14 protein-coding genes are annotated in these 16,697 nt (G+C 60.0%); 6 read left to right on the top strand and 8 right to left on the bottom strand.

What is annotated here, in order from left to right:
* Window positions 1–174 precede the first annotated feature (174 nt).
* The 7 genes from KW839_RS05980 to bioB all read right to left on the bottom strand — a co-directional run bounded on the left by KW839_RS05980 (window position 175) and on the right by bioB (window position 7,277).
* A complete protein-coding gene (locus tag KW839_RS05980; RefSeq protein WP_218423702.1) occupies window positions 175–1,980 on the bottom strand; it encodes a phenylacyl-CoA dehydrogenase in 1,806 nt (601 codons plus the stop codon).
* A 279-nt stretch (window positions 1,981–2,259) separates the two neighbouring features.
* A complete protein-coding gene (locus KW839_RS05975) occupies window positions 2,260–2,556 on the bottom strand; it encodes a hypothetical protein (RefSeq protein ID WP_060541669.1) in 297 nt (98 codons plus the stop codon).
* Window positions 2,557–2,663: 107 nt separating this feature from the next.
* Complete coding sequence (bioD, locus tag KW839_RS05970; protein ID WP_060541670.1) at window positions 2,664–3,344, bottom strand: dethiobiotin synthase; 681 nt, start codon at window positions 3,342–3,344, stop codon at window positions 2,664–2,666.
* Window positions 3,341–4,153 (bottom strand): malonyl-ACP O-methyltransferase BioC, encoded by an 813-nt coding sequence (bioC, locus tag KW839_RS05965; protein WP_060541671.1) that lies wholly within the window; start codon window positions 4,151–4,153, stop codon window positions 3,341–3,343. The genes bioD and bioC overlap by 4 nt, the downstream gene beginning before the upstream one ends.
* Window positions 4,146–4,877 carry an alpha/beta fold hydrolase gene (locus KW839_RS05960; RefSeq protein WP_060541672.1) on the bottom strand — a complete coding sequence of 244 codons (732 nt, stop codon included), beginning with the start codon at window positions 4,875–4,877 and terminating at the stop codon, window positions 4,146–4,148. The genes bioC and KW839_RS05960 overlap by 8 nt, the downstream gene beginning before the upstream one ends.
* The gene (gene bioF, locus KW839_RS05955) at window positions 4,870–6,048 is read right to left on the bottom strand and encodes an 8-amino-7-oxononanoate synthase (RefSeq protein ID WP_060541673.1); all 1,179 of its coding nucleotides are present in this window, start codon (window positions 6,046–6,048) and stop codon (window positions 4,870–4,872) included. The genes KW839_RS05960 and bioF overlap by 8 nt, the downstream gene beginning before the upstream one ends.
* Window positions 6,049–6,221: 173 nt before the next feature.
* Window positions 6,222–7,277: a biotin synthase BioB gene (bioB, locus tag KW839_RS05950; RefSeq protein WP_060541674.1), complete on the bottom strand. Its 1,056-nt coding sequence runs from the start codon at window positions 7,275–7,277 to the stop codon at window positions 6,222–6,224.
* A gap of 92 nt (window positions 7,278–7,369) precedes the next feature.
* Here bioB and KW839_RS05945 point away from each other — a divergent pair, with 92 nt between their 5' ends.
* The 5 genes from KW839_RS05945 (at window position 7,370) to rarD (ending at window position 13,185) form a co-directional block, all read left to right on the top strand.
* Window positions 7,370–8,110 carry a ComF family protein gene (locus tag KW839_RS05945; RefSeq protein WP_060541675.1) on the top strand — a complete coding sequence of 247 codons (741 nt, stop codon included), beginning with the start codon at window positions 7,370–7,372 and terminating at the stop codon, window positions 8,108–8,110.
* Between the two features lie 61 nt (window positions 8,111–8,171).
* On the top strand, window positions 8,172–8,936 hold the full coding sequence (locus tag KW839_RS05940; protein ID WP_218423701.1) for a TOBE domain-containing protein: 765 nt from the start codon (window positions 8,172–8,174) through the stop codon (window positions 8,934–8,936).
* Between the two features lie 67 nt (window positions 8,937–9,003).
* Window positions 9,004–10,905, top strand: a complete 1,902-nt coding sequence (locus tag KW839_RS05935; RefSeq protein ID WP_218423700.1) for a PhoX family phosphatase — start codon at window positions 9,004–9,006, stop codon at window positions 10,903–10,905.
* A 206-nt stretch (window positions 10,906–11,111) separates the two neighbouring features.
* Window positions 11,112–12,086: a serine/threonine protein kinase gene (locus KW839_RS05930; protein WP_218423699.1), complete on the top strand. Its 975-nt coding sequence runs from the start codon at window positions 11,112–11,114 to the stop codon at window positions 12,084–12,086.
* 211 nt (window positions 12,087–12,297) lie between these two features.
* Window positions 12,298–13,185, top strand: coding sequence for an EamA family transporter RarD (rarD, locus tag KW839_RS05925; protein ID WP_218423698.1), 888 nt, complete (start codon window positions 12,298–12,300; stop codon window positions 13,183–13,185).
* Between the two features lie 214 nt (window positions 13,186–13,399).
* Here rarD and KW839_RS05920 read toward each other — a convergent pair whose 3' ends face one another.
* Window positions 13,400–13,918 carry a glycine cleavage system protein R gene (locus tag KW839_RS05920; protein ID WP_060542308.1) on the bottom strand — a complete coding sequence of 173 codons (519 nt, stop codon included), beginning with the start codon at window positions 13,916–13,918 and terminating at the stop codon, window positions 13,400–13,402.
* 546 nt (window positions 13,919–14,464) lie between these two features.
* On the opposite strand from KW839_RS05920, the gene KW839_RS05915 reads away from it, so the two are divergent.
* Window positions 14,465–16,642, top strand: a complete 2,178-nt coding sequence (locus KW839_RS05915) for a malate synthase G (protein ID WP_060542309.1) — start codon at window positions 14,465–14,467, stop codon at window positions 16,640–16,642.
* The last annotated feature ends 55 nt before the right edge of the window (window positions 16,643–16,697 follow it).

The following is a 16,697-nucleotide window of genomic DNA, read 5'->3' as shown; positions in this document are numbered from 1 at the left end:
CAAGTTACTGAGTGAAATACTGCGGTATTTGCAAAAAAAAAGCCTCACTGCCGACAAGCGGGGCGCCCGTCATGCAAGGGCGAGACACCAGCGAGGGCTGGTTCTAGGCTTTCGCATACAAAAAAACCGCTGACCCCGAAGGACCAGCGGTTTCCTGTACAACCTCGCCGGGACTTAGTAGCCCAGGTCGAAGTTCTCTTCTTTCATGTCCATCAGGTTGTTGGCGCCCGACAGCATGGTTGCAACGTGAGTGCGGGTACGCGGCAGGATGCGCTGGAAGTAGAAGCGCGCAGTCTGCAGCTTGGCGGTGTAGAACGCCTCTTCGGAAGTGCCGGCAGCCAGTTTTTCCGCAGCCAGGCGCGCCATGTCAGCCCAGAAGTAGGCCAGGCAGGCGTAACCGGAGTACATCAGGTAGTCCACGGAAGCCGCGCCGACTTCTTCGCGGTCTTTCATGGCGGCCATACCGACCTTCATGGTCAGCTCGCCCCACTCTTTGTTCAGTGCAGCCAGCGGCGCGACGAATTCCTGAACGGCTTCGTTGCCTTCGTTGGTCTGGCAGAACTTGTGGACGATCTTGGTGAAGCCTTTCAACGCCTCGCCTTGAGTCATCAGCACTTTACGGCCCAACAGGTCGAGTGCCTGGATACCGGTGGTGCCTTCGTACAGCATCGAAATGCGGCTGTCGCGAACGTTCTGCTCCATGCCCCACTCGGCGATGAAGCCGTGGCCGCCGTAGATCTGCACGCCGTGGTTGGCCGATTCGAAACCGACTTCGGTCATGAAGGCTTTGGCGATCGGAGTCATGAACGCCAACAGAGCGTCGGCTTTCTTCTTCTCTTCTTCGTCCACGCCGTACTTGACGATGTCGACCTGTTTGGCGGTGAAGTACACCATCGCGCGGTTGCCTTCGGCGAATGCCTTCATGGTCAACAGCATGCGACGTACATCAGGGTGCACGATGATCGGGTCAGCGGCTTTGTCCGGCGCTTTCGGGCCAGTCAGCGAGCGCATCTGCAGGCGATCACGAGCGTATTTCAAGCCGCCCTGGAAGCCGATCTCGGCGTGGGCCAGACCTTGCAGTGCGGTACCCAGACGTGCGGTGTTCATGAAGGTGAACATGCAGTTCAGGCCTTTGTTCGCCGGGCCAATCAGGAAACCGGTGGCCGCGTCGAAGTTCATCACGCAAGTGGCGTTGCCGTGGATGCCCATCTTGTGTTCCAGGGAACCACAGGACACCGCGTTACGCTCACCGATCGAACCATCAGCGTTGGGCATGAATTTCGGAACGATGAACAGGGAAATGCCTTTGGTGCCGGCCGGTGCATCCGGCAGGCGGGCCAGTACGATGTGGACGATGTTGTCGGCCATGTCGTGTTCACCGGCCGAGATGAAGATCTTGGTGCCGGAAACTTTGTAGGAACCGTCAGCCTGAGGTTCGGCCTTGGTACGCAGCATGCCCAGGTCGGTGCCGCAGTGCGGTTCGGTCAGGCACATGGTGCCGGTCCATTCGCCGGAAACCAGTTTGGTCAGGTAAGCGTCTTGCTGTTGCGGGGTGCCGTGCTCGGAGATGGTGTTCATCGCGCCGTGCGACAGGCCTGGGTACATGCCCCACGACCAGTTGGACTCGCCAACCATTTCGCTGACTGCCAGACCCAGGGACTCCGGCAAGCCTTGGCCGCCGTGTTCTACGTCGTGGGCCAGGCTTGGCCAGCCGCCTTCAACGAATTGCTTGTAGGCCTCTTTGAAACCGGTCGGCGTCTTAACGCCGGACTCGCTCCAGGTGCAGCCTTCAGTGTCACCCACGCGGTTCAGCGGAGCCAGCACCTGCTCACAAAACTTGGCGCCTTCTTCGAGAATGGCGTCAACCATGTCCGGAGTTGCGTCTGCGCAAGCCGGAAGGCTCTGATAGTGCGCTTCGTAACCGAGCAGTTCGTCACGAACGAAGCGAATATCACGCAAGGGGGCCTTGTAGTCAGGCATAGCGAAAAACCTCTGCTGATGTAACCGGGGATGAACGACCGCGGCGATTTGTCGCTACGATCAAACAGTTGTTTGAAACATACGTTTACGCCGAAATCTTGTCAAGCGTCGTTCTTTTGCCGCTGGTCACGATATCCACTCAGCCAGGCACGCAACAACGCGGCAGGCGCCTTGCATCGCTATCTGCCGTGTAGAAAAGATTAGTTGAGGAAGAACGACTTACGCAGAAAAACGCCGCGAACAAACGCGGCGTTTCAGGGGCGCGGGTTCAGTGAAGCGTCAGGCGAAAGTATCGATCAAGGTTCCAAGCACTTCATCGGACGCCTTGGCGACTCTGGCGCCCAGCTCGACCTGGGATTGGCCCTGGTCCATTTCCACCAGATTACTGGTCAGGTCCGACCGCTGGCTGCGATCGACCGACTGCAGGCGATCGATCTGGGCCTCAGAGGACTGGCTGCTGACCGAGCGTTCGATTGAATGACTGGCGATCTGCCCGGCAGCTTGATCGACACGATTCTGGCCTGCCTGAAGAGTGCTCAGACCGGCATAAAAAGCGCTGTTACCTGAGATTTCCATGGGAGAGTTCGTCCTGGTGAAGGATCAACAGTGACCATTGAAGCAGAGCCGCTTGCAAAACACCCGTCAAAAACACTAATGGCACTATGCCTTGTCATAGGCAAAAGCTAGTCCAGCAGATCCAGTTGCAAGTGCTCGGCCACCGCTTCGGCCGAGACTGTCTTGAGTTTCGGCACCCGGCCCAGGCACGGTGCCGGAATCCGTTCGGCAAGCGTCGCGAGGTTTTCTTCCAGGCGCGAGGTCTTCGGATCGATGATATTGGCCACCCAACCCGCCAATTGCAGACCGTCCCGGGCAATCGCCTCGGCAGTCAGCAAGGCATGATTGATACACCCCAGTCGCACTCCGACCACCAGAATCACCGGCAGATCCAGGGCTATGGCCAGGTCGGATACATTGTCCTGATCCGCCAGCGGCACACGCCAGCCGCCGGCACCTTCGATCAAGGTGAAATCCGCCTGCATGTCGAGAATCTGCCGCATCGGTACCAACAATGACTGCACCGTCAGTGCCACGCCGGCCTCGCGCGCCGCCAGATGCGGGGCAATGGCCGGTTCGAACGCCAACGGATTGACCTGTGCATAAGTCAGCGGTAGCGAGCACTCGGCTAAAAGCGCCAGGGCGTCGGAGTTACGCAAGCCCTTGGGCGTCACGTCGCAGCCGGAAGCAACCGGTTTGCCCGCTGCCGTGCTCATGCCCGCCGAACGCGCGGCATGTAACAGACCTGCAGCTACGGTGGTTTTACCGACATCGGTGTCCGTACCGGTAATGAAATAGGCTGCGCTCATAAGGGCTTCTCCAGTACGGCGTACACCACTTGATAAGTCGCCGGCAGTCCATGGGCCTGACGAAACTGCTCATACGCTTCAACCAAACCCAAAATCCGCGCCCTGCCGGTCAGACCACCCGGCCGACCAGGATTCAGATTATGTGCTCCCAGCGCCTTGAGCTCATGGGTCAGGCTGCGCACATCCGGGTAATGCAATACATGTGGACGGGTCTGCAGGCTGATCGCCCGCAAGCCACTGTCCGCACACAGCTGTTGATAAACAGCGAACTCGCGGAAGCGGTTGACGTGCACCATGCCATCGACCTTACTCCAACTATCACGCAACTCACACAATGTGCCTACGCATAGACTAGCAAACGCGAAAATCCCCCCCGGTTTGAGTACCCGATGAGCCTCGCTGAGCACCGACGCGAAATCTTCGCACCACTGCACCGCCAGGCTGGAGTAGATCAAATCGCAAGTCGAATCCTGCAACGGCAAACACTCGGCATCACCGGCAATGAAATCCGCTGCGCCGCCTAATGGCCTGGCGTGGTTGAGCATGCCCTCGGCAATGTCCAGTGCCACCCCGTGACCGGTAGAAAAACGCGAACCCAGGGCACGGCTGAAATGACCGGTGCCGCAGCCCAGGTCCAGCCAGCGTCGCGGAAAAAAATCCTCCGGCAAACGACTCAACAACTGGCTGCCTACGTCACGCTGCAATTGGGCGACGCTGTCATAGCTCACCGCCGCGCGGGAAAACGAAGCCGCTACCTGACGCTTGTCGGGCAAGCCACCGGGCTGATGGGAAAGGGACAGATCAGTCATCGCCGCACTCGTGCAAAAAGGCCTGGATAGCCCCCGCCACACCGTGGGGGTCTTCCAGAAGAAATGCGTGGCTGGCCTGTTCGATCAGACCGATTTCAACGTCTGGCAACAACGCCAGCAGATCGCTTGCCGCTTCGGCCGGCACCAGTGCATCGACGCCGGCGAACAAATGCAGTTGCGGGCCGCGAAAAGCCTGCAAGGCCTGGCGTGTGTCCAGTTGTGCGAGCAGCTCCAGGCCGCTCAGCAACACGGCGGCCGTGGTATGGGGCGCCCCGCCGAGCAATAGCCGCGACAAGCCGCGGGGATCTTCGGCGCCTTGGGCGCAGAGCAGTGAAAAGCGCTTGAGCGTCAGTCGCGAATCGGCCGCACAACCGGCAAGAAACGCATCGAAGGTTTCGCCAGCCATTGCGCTCGGCCATTGGTCACTGGCGACAAATGCGGCGTTACTGGCCAGCGTCAGCAAACCACAGCAGCGATCGCCGCGACGGGCTGCGAGCGCGGACGCGAGCATACCGCCCAGAGACCAGCCGCCGAGCCAGGCATCCTGAGGCAAATTGGAGTCGAGTTCATCGAGCCATTCTTCAAGATCGCTAGACTCCAACTCCGGCAACGGCTCGATCTCCACCCGCAGGCGTTCATCCAGGCCTTGCAACGCGGCGGCCAAGGGTTCCAGCGGCGAAACGCCGAGGCCCCAGCCGGGCAGTAGAATCAGTCGATCACGCATGGCCCGGCTCCGGATCAAGTTGTTGGAAACAGTCGGCCAATCCTTCTAACAATAGCTGTACCTGCGCCTCGCTGTGGGCTGCGGTCAGGGTGACCCGCAGGCGTGCGCTGCCAGCGGGCACGGTGGGCGGACGAATCGCCGTGACCATCAAGCCTCGCTCGCGCAGCATTTGCGACAAGCGCACCGCACGACCGGCGTCGCCGATCATGATCGGCTGAATCGGCGTGAAGCTGTCCATGAGCTCCAGGCCAATCTGTTCGGCACCCCGGCGGAACTGGCGGATCAGCGTCTGCAAATGCTCGCGCCGCCAGTGTTCGCTACGCAGCAGTTCCAGACTTTTCAGCGTCGCACAGGCCAGTGCCGGTGGCTGGCTGGTGGTGTAGATGTAGGGCCGGGCGAACTGGATCAGGCTCTCTATCAACTCGTCGCTGCCCGCTACAAAAGCCCCCGCCGTACCGAACGCCTTGCCGAGTGTGCCGACCAGGACCGGCACGTCTTCCTGGCTCAGGCCGAAATGCTCGACGCTGCCGCCACCGGTGGCACCCAGCGGACCAAAACCGTGGGCATCGTCGACCATCAGCCATGCGCCTTTGGCCTTGGTTTCCCGAGCCAGCGCCGGCAAATCGGCGAGGTCGCCGTCCATGCTGAACACGCCATCGGTGACCACCAGCGTATTGCCGGTGGCTTTCTCCAGGCGCTTGGCCAGGCTGGTGGCGTCGTTGTGCAGATAACGGTTGAACCGCGCACCGGACAACAACCCGGCGTCCAGCAACGAGGCATGATTGAGCCGGTCTTCGAGCACCGTATCTCCCTGCCCCACCAGCGCCGTCACCGCCCCGAGGTTGGCCATGTAGCCGGTGGTGAACAGCAGGGCACGCGGGCGACCGGTCAGGTCGGCCAAGGCTTCTTCCAGGGCGTGATGCGGGCCGCTATGACCGATGACCAGATGCGAAGCGCCGCCGCCCACACCCCATTTCGAAGCGCCGGCGCGCCAGGCTTCGATCACTTGCGGGTGATTGGCCAGGCCCAGGTAGTCGTTATTACAGAACGCCAGCAAGGATTGACCATCGACCACCACTTGCGGCCCTTGCGGGCTTTCGAGCAGGGGGCGCTGGCGATAGAGGTTTTCGGCACGGCGGGCAGCAAGGCGTGCGGCGAGATCGAAAGACATGCAGGCCTCGTGGATCAATTCACATAAATCAGAACACGCCCCTCCCGGTGGGAGCGGGCTTGCTCGCGAAAGCGTCAGGCCAGTCGACATCGTTGCTGGATGTCAGTCCGTCTTCGCGAGCAAGCCCGCTCCCACAGGAGGGATGCATTCCATCAGCGGTATCATCAGAAGCTTCAAACAGCCGCGTTGTAGAACTGCTCGCTGTTCTTGTGCTCCACCAGCGCCTGTTCGATCGCTGCCTGATGCACTTCGTCGGCATGCTCTTCGCGGGCTTCCGGCAGGATTCCCAGGCGCGAGAACAGTTGCATGTCCTTGTCGGCCTGCGGGTTGGCGGTGGTCAGCAGTTTTTCCCCGTAGAAAATCGAGTTGGCGCCGGCGAAGAACGCCAGGGCCTGCATCTGCTCATTCATGGCTTCGCGGCCGGCGGACAGACGCACGTGGGATTTTGGCATCAGGATCCGGGCAACGGCGAGCATGCGGATGAAATCGAACGGATCGACATCGTCGGCATTTTCCAGCGGCGTGCCGGCGACTTTCACCAGCATGTTGATCGGTACCGACTCCGGGTGCTCCGGCAGGTTGGCCAACTGGATCAGCAGATTGGCGCGGTCGTCGAGAGACTCGCCCATGCCGAGGATACCGCCGGAGCAGATCTTCATCCCCGAATCACGCACATAGGCCAGGGTTTGCAGGCGCTCGCTGTAGGTGCGGGTAGTGATGATGCTGCCGTAGAACTCCGGCGAGGTATCGAGGTTGTGGTTGTAGTAGTCAAGGCCGGCCTGTGCCAGGGCTTCGGTCTGCTCCTGATCGAGGCGACCGAGGGTCATGCAGGTTTCCAGACCAAGGGCTTTTACGCCCTCGACCATCTTCAACACGTACGGCATGTCTTTGGCCGAAGGGTGTTTCCACGCTGCGCCCATGCAGAAACGGGTGGAACCGATGGCCTTGGCGCGCGCAGCCTCTTCGAGGACCTTCTGCACTTCCATCAGCTTCTCTTTTTCCAGACCGGTGTTGTAGTGACCGGACTGCGGACAATATTTGCAATCTTCCGGGCAGGCGCCGGTCTTGATCGACAGAAGGGTCGACACCTGGACGCGGTTGGCGTCGAAATGTGCGCGGTGCACCGTCTGCGCCTGGAACAACAGGTCATTGAACGGTTGAACGAAGAGTGCTTTGACTTCGGCCAAAGACCAGTCATGACGCAGGGTTGCAGTGGTGCTGGCGCTCATGGGTGTTTCCTTTGAATTATGCTTGGCAGGCGACTGGGTCATGGAGACCCGCAGTTGCTTCACAAATGTTTCGGCATATTTAAGGAAGAGTGATGCGCTGTCAACCACGATACGATGGACCGGTTTACATCTGGTTAAAAAACAAACAATCCTGTTTACTCTGCGATGAGCCCGCCGACGACATCATCCCTATCTGCACGGCCTGCGAAACAGAATTGCCTTGGCTCGGCGATCAGTGCCAGACCTGTGCCCTGCCCCTGCCTGGCGCAGGCTTGTACTGCGGTCAATGCCTGAAGCATCCGCCAGCTTTCGAACGAGTTATTGCACCCTGGACCTACAACTTTCCGATCGACAGCCTGATCACTCGTTTCAAGCACAGTGCGAAATGGCCCTTCGGCCGTCTGCTCGCCGAACTGCTCGCGCAATCGGTGCAGCATAACTTCGATAATGGCCTGGACCGCCCCGACGCATTGGTGCCCGTGCCTCTGGCCAAGCGGCGCCTGCGCCAACGGGGTTTCAACCAGGCTGCGATGCTGGCTCGGTGGCTCGGCGCCGGTCTCGACCTTGCTTGTGACGAACAGCTGCTCTTGCGAACACAGGACACCGACGCACAACAGGAACTGAATGCCGATGCCCGGCATAAAAACCTGCGCAACGCTTTCGCCCTGGCAGCCAACGCCACCGTCAAAGGCAAACACCTGGCCCTGGTCGACGACGTGCTGACTACCGGCGCCACGACACAAGCGCTGGCTCGTCTGTTGGTGGATGCTGGCGCGGCGCGGGTCGATGTCTATTGCCTGGCTCGTACCCCCAAGCCTGGCGAGTCGCCCTGACTTGACTCCCGCGCCCTGAGCCGCCAACGTCCCCCCATCGCCACAGCCAAAGCGTTTTGCCATGTCCTTGCCTACCTTGTTGTCCCAGCACATTGTCCGCCGCCCGCAGCGCATTGCCCTGCTGCAGCACATTGCCGAACAGGGCTCGATCACCCGCGCCGCAAAAAGCGCCGGCCTGAGTTACAAGGCAGCCTGGGATGCCATTGATGAGCTGAACAACCTGGCGCAGAAACCATTGGTGGAACGGGTGGTCGGCGGCAAGGGCGGTGGCGGGGCGAAGCTGTCCAGCGAGGGTGAGCGCGTGTTGCGCTTGTATCAGAAACTGCAAGCGCTGCAGGCCCAGGTACTGGAAGCGGCTGAAGACGCGAGCGACCTCGATCTGCTGGGACGCTTGATGCTGCGAACCAGTGCGCGCAATCAGTTACATGGCAAGGTCGTGGCGATCGATTCCCATGGGCGTAACGATCTGATTCGCCTGCAAATCGCCGAGGGCTTGATCATCAATGCCCAGATCACTCACGACAGTACCGAACGCCTGGAATTGCAGATCGGTACCGAAGTCGTGGCCTTGATCAAGGCCGGCTGGCTCGACGTACTGGCGCTCGACACCCGCGAAACCTGCGCAAGCAACTGCTTGAGAGGAATCATCGAGAAAATACTCGATGCCGAAGATGGCCCCAGCGAAGTGCGCATCACCCTGCCCGGTGGCCTGACACTCTGTGCCCTGGCTGAGCCAGAGCATCTTGAAACTCAGGGGCTTGGCATCGGCAAACCGGTGCGTGTGGAGTTTTCACCCTCCATGGTTTTGCTGGGCACGCCGCTGTAAACACTACTGCAACAAAACTTTCATCCTCGATCATTAAGGTGACTGCTCTGACCGCAGGGAGCCTGAAATGAGCCTATTAGAAGAAAACCAAGCCACCGACCTCGAAAACATGGTCGGTCTCAGCCGTCGCGGCTTCATCAGCGCGGGGGCCCTTTGCGGTGCCGCGATGTTCCTCGGTGGCAACCTGCTGAGCCGCAGCGTACTGGCCGCCAGTGTCAGCGCCGGCAACAGCCAGTTGTTGGGATTTGAAAGTATTGCCGCCGCCACCAGCGACACCATCACCCTGCCGCCGGGTTACAAGTCTTCGGTATTGATCAGTTGGGGCCAGCCGCTGCACAAGGACGGTCCGGCCTTCGACCCGAGCGGCAACGGCAGCGCCGAACACCAGGAACTGCAGTTCGGTGACAACAACGACGGCATGAGCCTGTTCGAGTTTCCCGGTGAAAACGACCGGGCGCTGATGGCCATCAACAACGAATACACCAACTACCGATACCTCTACCCCCACGGCGGCATGCCGCAATCGGCCGAAGAAGTGCGCAAAGCGCTGGCCTGCGAAGGTGTGTCGGTGATCGAGGTGCAGCGCAAGGACGGCCAATGGCACTTCGTCCAGGGCTCACGCTACAACCGCCGGATTCATGGCAATGCGCCGATCAGCCTGAGCGGTCCTGCTGCCGGTCATGAGCTGCTGAAAACCAGCGCCGACCCACAGGGCAAGAACGTTCTCGGCACCTTCCAGAACTGCGCCAACGGCAAGACACCGTGGGGCACATACCTGACCTGCGAGGAGAACTTCACCGACTGCTTCGGCAGCAGCAATGCCGAGCAGAAATTCGACGCCGCGCAGAAACGCTACGCAGTGGTGGTCACCAGCAAAGAGATCAACTGGCACCAGCACGACGAACGATTCGACATGGCGAAGAATCCCAACGAACTGAACCGTCATGGCTGGGTGGTGGAAATCGACCCGTTCGATCCGCAATCGACCCCGGTCAAGCGCACGGCCCTGGGCCGTTTCAAACATGAAAACGCCGCCCTGGCCGAGACCGGCGACGGTCATGCCGTGGTGTACATGGGCGACGATGAGCGCGGCGAGTTCATCTACAAGTTCGTCAGCCGCGACAGGATCGACCACAAGAACCCCAAGGCCAACCGCGACCTGCTGGACCACGGCACCCTGTACGTGGCGCGTTTCGACGCTGGCGACGGCAATGCCGATCACCCCAAGGGCCAGGGCGAGTGGATCGAACTGACCCACGGCAAAAACGGTATCGACGCCAGCAGCGGCTTTGCCGACCAGGCCCAAGTGCTGATTCACGCGCGGCTCGCGGCCAGCGTAGTGAAAGCCACGCGCATGGACCGTCCGGAATGGATCGTGGTCAGCCCCAAGGATGGTCAGGTTTACTGCACCCTCACCAACAATGCGAAGCGTGGGGAAGACGGCCAGCCGGTGGGCGGGCCGAACCCGCGGGAGAAAAACGTCTATGGGCAGATTCTGCGCTGGCGCACCGACCGCGATGATCACGCCTCGAAAACCTTTGCCTGGGATCTGTTTGTGGTCGCCGGCAACCCGGGTGTGCATACCGGGACACCTAAGGCTGGTTCGTCGAACATCACGCCACAGAACATGTTCAATAGCCCGGACGGATTGGGCTTCGACAAGGCCGGGCGGCTGTGGATCCAGACCGATGGCGATTCGAGCAATGCCGGGGACTTTGCCGGCATGGGCAATAACCAGATGCTCTGTGCCGACCCGGTGACCGGCGAGATTCGTCGCTTCATGGTCGGGCCCGTGGGGTGTGAAGTGACCGGGATCAGCTTTTCTGCGGACCAGAAAACCTTGTTTGTCGGGATTCAGCATCCCGGGGAAAACGGTGGTTCGACCTTCCCTGAGCACTTGCCGAATGGCAAGCCGCGCTCTTCGGTGATTGCAATTACTCGCGAAGATGGCGGGATCGTCGGCGCCTGATCGGCCCTCATCGCGAGCAGGCTCGCTCCCACATTGGATCGTCTGTGTGCATGCAAACTTCGGCACAACACCGATCACCTGTGTGCGAGCCTGCTCGCGATGGCGTCAGCCCAGACACCACATATCTCAAGCCCAGCCCCTAAAGCAGCCCGTCTGCGCTACCATGCCTGGCCGGACGCAGCAGCCTGCTGCGCGCAGGAGTCAGCATGGCCCACCCGTTTGAAACTCTCACGCCAGACCTCGTGCTCGATGCCGTCGAAAGCATCGGCTTTCTCAGCGACGCGCGCATTCTCGCGCTCAACAGCTACGAGAACCGCGTCTACCAGGTCGGCATCGAAGACGCCGAGCCGCTGATCGCCAAGTTCTACCGGCCGCAACGCTGGACCAACGAAGCGATTATGGAAGAGCATCAGTTCACCTTCGAGCTCGCCGAGGTCGAGGTGCCCGTCGTTGCGCCGATGATTCACAACGGTGAAACCCTGCACGAACATAACGGCTTCCGTTTCACCTTATTCCCGCGTCGAGGCGGCCGGGCACCCGAGCCCGGCAACCTCGACCAGTTGTATCGTCTGGGACAATTGCTCGGTCGCCTGCACGCCGTTGGCGCCACCAAGCCCTTTGAGCACCGTGAAGCGCTGGCCGTGAAAAACTTCGGCCATGATTCGCTGGCGACCTTGCTCGAAGGCAATTTCATTCCCCGCAGCCTGCTACCGGCCTACGAATCAGTGGCCCGCGACCTGCTCAAGCGTGTGGAAGATGCCTACAGCAATACACCGCACCAGAACATCCGCATGCACGGTGATTGCCACCCGGGCAACATGATGTGTCGTGACGAAATGTTCCACATCGTCGATCTCGATGACTGCCGCATGGGCCCGGCGGTGCAGGACATCTGGATGATGCTCGCCGGTGATCGCCAGGACTGCCTGGGGCAGCTGTCGGAGTTGATGGACGGATACAACGAATTCCACGACTTCGATCCACGGGAACTGGCCCTGATCGAACCACTGCGCGCCCTGCGGCTGATGCACTACAGCGCCTGGCTGGCCCGCCGCTGGGACGACCCGGCATTTCCCCGCAGTTTTCCGTGGTTTGGCACGGAACGGTATTGGGGCGATCAGGTGTTGGCATTGCGTGAGCAGCTAGCGGCACTCAACGAAGAACCATTGAAACTGTTCTGAACAGTTCCCCTGTAGGAGCGAGCAGGCTCGCGATGGTGGTCAACGATAACGCGGGGAACCTGATACCCCGCGCCGTCTTTGAGTTCATCGCGAGCCTGCTCGCTCCTACAGGGGTTTGCTGTTCACAATTTCCTGACTATTGCAGTAAGACATTCGCAGACAAATCTCCTTACAATCCCTTCTTTGTTAGCTGCCTAAGCAAGGATTCTGCATGCAAGCCGCCAACCCGCGTCGCGGGTATATTCTGGGCCTGAGTGCCTACATCATCTGGGGACTTTTCCCACTCTATTTCAAAGCCATTGCCAGCGTTCCCGCCGTGGAGATCATCGTTCATCGCGTGCTGTGGTCGGCGCTGTTTGGCGCCTTGCTGCTGATGGTCTGGAAGCACCCGGGCTGGTGGCGCGAGTTGCGGGACAACCCACGACGACTGGCGATCCTGGCCCTGAGCGGCACGTTGATCGCGGCCAACTGGCTGACCTATGTCTGGGCGGTGAACAACGGACGCATGCTCGATGCCAGCCTCGGCTACTACATCAACCCACTGGTGAACGTCCTGCTGGGCATGCTGATCCTCGGTGAACGCCTGCGGCGCATGCAGTGGGTTGCCGTCGGCCTCGCGGCAGTCGGTGTGGCGCAGCAGGTCTGGCAAGTCGGCAGCCTGCCTTGGGTGTCGCTGGTGCTGGCGCTGACCTTCGGGTTCTACGGCCTGATTCGCAAGCAGGCACCGGTCAAGGCACTGCCCGGCCTGGTCGTGGAAACCTGGATGCTGGTACCGATTGCCGTCGCCTGGTTGCTGTTCAACCCGACCGCTAGCAGTGCCCAGGCCGAATTCTGGTCCACCTCCGAAGCCTGGTGGCTGGTCGCTGCCGGACCTGTCACGCTGGTGCCGCTGGTCTGTTTCAACGCCGCTGCGCGGCATTTGCCCTACACAACCCTCGGGTTTCTACAGTACCTGGCGCCGACGCTGGTGCTGTTGCAAGCCGTGCTGCTGTTTGGCGAACACTTGTCATCCAGCACGCTGCTGGCGTTCATTTTTATCTGGGCGGGCCTGGCGGTTTACAGCATCGACGCGTGGGTAAGCTTGCGCCGCCGTGGCTGATCAAAAAACACACAAACCTCTGCAAGCCACGTTTCACGTGGCCTGCAACGTTCCTTCCCAAGGTTATCCACAGCGTGATCCCCGGCGTTTGTGCGCAAGTCCCTGAAACTGCTGGTTTTTTGATCAAAACCTGAAGAACCCCGGCCGGCGTGGGCTGGCGGGGTGTCTCTACAGGTTATCCACAGGCAGGTGCACGTTTAACTTGGATAACCTCTCAGGGCTCGCTGCGCAGCACCAATTCCACCATCAGATCGTCTGCCAGGGTTTCCAGGCGTGACTGCAACACGTCCAGGGACAACGTCAGTGGAACGGCGAGCAGCGCCTCGGCGTGAAACAACGGCTCGCTGCTCATCGGCGCCGGGCGAACATCGGTCACGAGCCGCTCCAGGTTCACCCCCTGCTCGCTCAACAAGCGCGTGATGTCGCGCACGATCCCCGGACGGTCGTTGCCCACCAGTTCCATGGCGATCGGCTTCCAGGTGCAGGATTGTTCAATGCCGCTTTCGGCAATCAGCACGCGAATGCCGTGGGCAGACAAGGCTTGCAGGGCATCGACCAACTCATCGTAGGCCTCTGCGGGTACGCCTACCCGCAGAATCCCGGCGAACTGCCCGGCCATGCGCGACATGCGGCTTTCCAGCCAGTTGCCGCCGTGCTCGGCAATACACTGGGCAATGCGCTCGACCTGCCCTGGCTTGTCCGGTGCGATTACAGTGAGTACGAGGTGGTCCATGGCGCAGCCCTCTGGTCATGACTTTTGTTATAGAAAACCAAGTATAGGCAAGGGTTGTTTCTGCGCTGAATCGGCTGACGCCATCGCTGGCAAGCCAGCTCCTAAAAAAATTGCCAGCCCCCCGTAGGAGCCGGCTTGCTGGCGATCCGACACACCGCCGAGCTAATGCCAGCCAACAAATCGTGTACAACTTTTTATATTTAACTGGAACAATCCAGTAGTTTTTTGAGAACATCCTGTTCCGCGCTGTGACCGCAATGCGTCATGGGGTCGCAGAACGACGTAATTAGTCTGATTTTCACAACCGCAATTCATCATGTAGTATGCCGCAGCGCGCACTACATAACGTTGGATCGATGTCTGCCGCAGGCACGTTTGCAACCCTGAAAGCCCTGTCAGCAAGGCCCCAAGCCGTTGATTGGTCCCAACCCAGCCGCCCGTGATTGGCATGTACTGGTAGACGGGTTTGTGGTTTAAATGGCCCAAGGCTTCATTGTTAAATTGAAGAGCTGAAAAGCGAAATAGCTGAGCAGAGTGAGGCAAGCAATGACTGAACACGTTCAAGTCGGTGGCCTGCAGGTCGCCAAAGTCCTGTTCGACTTCGTGAACAACGAAGCCATTCCCGGTACCGGCCTCACCGCCGACAAGTTCTGGGCCGGTGCCGACAAGGTCATTCATGACCTGGCGCCGAAGAACAAAGCCCTACTCGCCAAACGCGATGATTTTCAGGCTCGTATCGATGGCTGGCACCGATCCAGGGCCGGTCAGGCGCATGACGCCGTGGCCTACAAAGCCTTCCTGCAAGAAATAGGTTATCTGCTGCCAGAAGCGGCCGATTTCCAGGCCACGACGCAAAACGTCGACGAAGAAATCGCCCGCATGGCCGGACCACAACTGGTGGTGCCGGTAATGAACGCCCGTTTCGCTCTCAATGCCTCGAACGCCCGCTGGGGTTCGCTGTATGACGCGCTCTACGGCACCGATGCCATCAGCGAAGCCGATGGCGCGGAAAAAGGCAAAGGCTACAACAAGGTTCGTGGTGACAAGGTCATCGCCTTCGCCCGCGCCTTCCTTGACGAAGCGGCACCATTGGCGGCCGGTTCCCATGTCGATTCCACCGGCTACAAGATCGTCGACGGCAAACTGGTGGTCGCCCTCAAAGGCGGCAGCAACACCGGACTGCGCAACGATGCACAGCTGATCGGTTTCCAGGGCGATGCCACTGCACCGACTGCGATCCTGCTGAAAAACAACGGCCTGCATTTCGAAATTCAGGTCGACGCCAGCACCCCGGTCGGCCAGACCGACGCGGCCGGCGTCAAAGACATCCTGATGGAAGCCGCACTGACCACCATCATGGACTGCGAAGACTCGGTCGCGGCTGTTGATGCCGATGACAAAGTGGTGATCTACCGCAACTGGCTCGGCCTGATGAAGGGCGACCTGTCGGAAGAAGTCGCCAAGGGTGGCAAAACGTTTACCCGCACCATGAACGCCGATCGCACTTACACCGGTGTCGACGGTAACGCGGTAAACCTGCACGGGCGTTCGCTGTTGTTCGTGCGCAACGTCGGTCACCTGATGACCATCGATGCGATCCTCGATAAAGACGGTAACGAAGTGCCGGAAGGCATTCTCGATGGCCTGGTCACTTGCCTGGCCTCGATGCACAACCTGAACGGCAACACCTCGCGCAAAAACACTCGCACCGGCTCGATCTATATCGTCAAGCCGAAGATGCACGGTCCGGAAGAAGCGGCGTTCACCAACGAGCTGTTCGGTCGCATCGAAGACGTGCTGGGCCTGCCGCGCAACACCCTCAAAGTCGGGATCATGGACGAGGAGCGTCGTACCACGATCAACCTCAAGGCCTGCATCAAGGCCGCCAGCGAGCGTGTAGTGTTCATCAACACCGGTTTCCTCGACCGCACGGGCGATGAAATCCACACCTCCATGGAAGCCGGCCCGATGGTGCGCAAGGCAGACATGAAGGCGGAAAAATGGATCGGCGCCTACGAGAACTCCAACGTCGATATCGGCCTGAGCACTGGCCTGCAAGGTCGTGCACAGATCGGTAAAGGCATGTGGGCGATGCCAGACCTGATGGCTGCCATGCTTGAACAGAAAGTCGCTCACCCGCTGGCCGGTGCCAACACCGCCTGGGTGCCGTCACCGACTGCCGCCGCCCTGCACGCGCTGCACTACCACAAGGTTGACGTGTTCGCCCGTCAGGCCGAACTGGCCAAACGTGCCCACGCTTCGGTGGACGACATCCTGACCATCCCGCTGGCCGTCAACCCGCAGTGGACTGCCGAGCAGATCAAGAACGAACTGGACAACAACTCCCAGGGCATTCTCGGTTACGTGGTGCGCTGGATCGACCAAGGCGTAGGCTGTTCGAAAGTGCCAGACATCAATGATGTCGGCCTGATGGAAGACCGTGCCACGCTGCGTATTTCCAGCCAGCACATCGCCAACTGGCTGCGTCACGGCATCGTCACAGAAGAACAGGTTATGGAAAGCCTCAAGCGCATGGCGCCGGTGGTTGACCGTCAGAACGCTGGCGATTCGCTGTATCGTCCGCTGGCACCAAACTTCGACAGCAACATCGCCTTCCAGGCGGCGGTCGAACTGGTGATTGAAGGCACCAAGCAACCGAACGGTTATACCGAGCCGGTGCTGCACCGTCGTCGTCGCGAGTTCAAGGCTGCCAATGGCCTTTAAGTAAGCGATAACACCGGAAACGAAAAAGCCCTGATCTTGCGATCAGGGCTTTTTT

Source organism: Pseudomonas sp. PDM31 (assembly GCF_019218965.1).
In the GTDB taxonomy this organism is placed as follows: domain Bacteria; phylum Pseudomonadota; class Gammaproteobacteria; order Pseudomonadales; family Pseudomonadaceae; genus Aquipseudomonas.
This window is presented reverse-complemented; position numbering and strand designations above follow the sequence as displayed.

Bases quoted from the DNA above. Each gene is read 5' to 3' on its own strand.
- KW839_RS05980 (WP_218423702.1), bottom strand. From the start codon at position 1,980: ATGCCTGACTACAAGGCCCCCTTGCGTGATATTCGCTTCGTTCGTGAC.
- KW839_RS05975 (WP_060541669.1), bottom strand. From the start codon at position 2,556: ATGGAAATCTCAGGTAACAGCGCTTTTTATGCCGGTCTGAGCACTCTT.
- bioD (WP_060541670.1), bottom strand. From the start codon at position 3,344: ATGAGCGCAGCCTATTTCATTACCGGTACGGACACCGATGTCGGTAAA.
- bioC (WP_060541671.1), bottom strand. From the start codon at position 4,153: ATGACTGATCTGTCCCTTTCCCATCAGCCCGGTGGCTTGCCCGACAAG.
- KW839_RS05960 (WP_060541672.1), bottom strand. From the start codon at position 4,877: ATGCGTGATCGACTGATTCTACTGCCCGGCTGGGGCCTCGGCGTTTCG.
- bioF (WP_060541673.1), bottom strand. From the start codon at position 6,048: ATGTCTTTCGATCTCGCCGCACGCCTTGCTGCCCGCCGTGCCGAAAAC.
- bioB (WP_060541674.1), bottom strand. From the start codon at position 7,277: ATGAGCGCCAGCACCACTGCAACCCTGCGTCATGACTGGTCTTTGGCC.
- KW839_RS05945 (WP_060541675.1), top strand. From the start codon at position 7,370: ATGCGCTGTCAACCACGATACGATGGACCGGTTTACATCTGGTTAAAA.
- KW839_RS05940 (WP_218423701.1), top strand. From the start codon at position 8,172: ATGTCCTTGCCTACCTTGTTGTCCCAGCACATTGTCCGCCGCCCGCAG.
- KW839_RS05935 (WP_218423700.1), top strand. From the start codon at position 9,004: ATGAGCCTATTAGAAGAAAACCAAGCCACCGACCTCGAAAACATGGTC.
- KW839_RS05930 (WP_218423699.1), top strand. From the start codon at position 11,112: ATGGCCCACCCGTTTGAAACTCTCACGCCAGACCTCGTGCTCGATGCC.
- rarD (WP_218423698.1), top strand. From the start codon at position 12,298: ATGCAAGCCGCCAACCCGCGTCGCGGGTATATTCTGGGCCTGAGTGCC.
- KW839_RS05920 (WP_060542308.1), bottom strand. From the start codon at position 13,918: ATGGACCACCTCGTACTCACTGTAATCGCACCGGACAAGCCAGGGCAG.
- KW839_RS05915 (WP_060542309.1), top strand. From the start codon at position 14,465: ATGACTGAACACGTTCAAGTCGGTGGCCTGCAGGTCGCCAAAGTCCTG.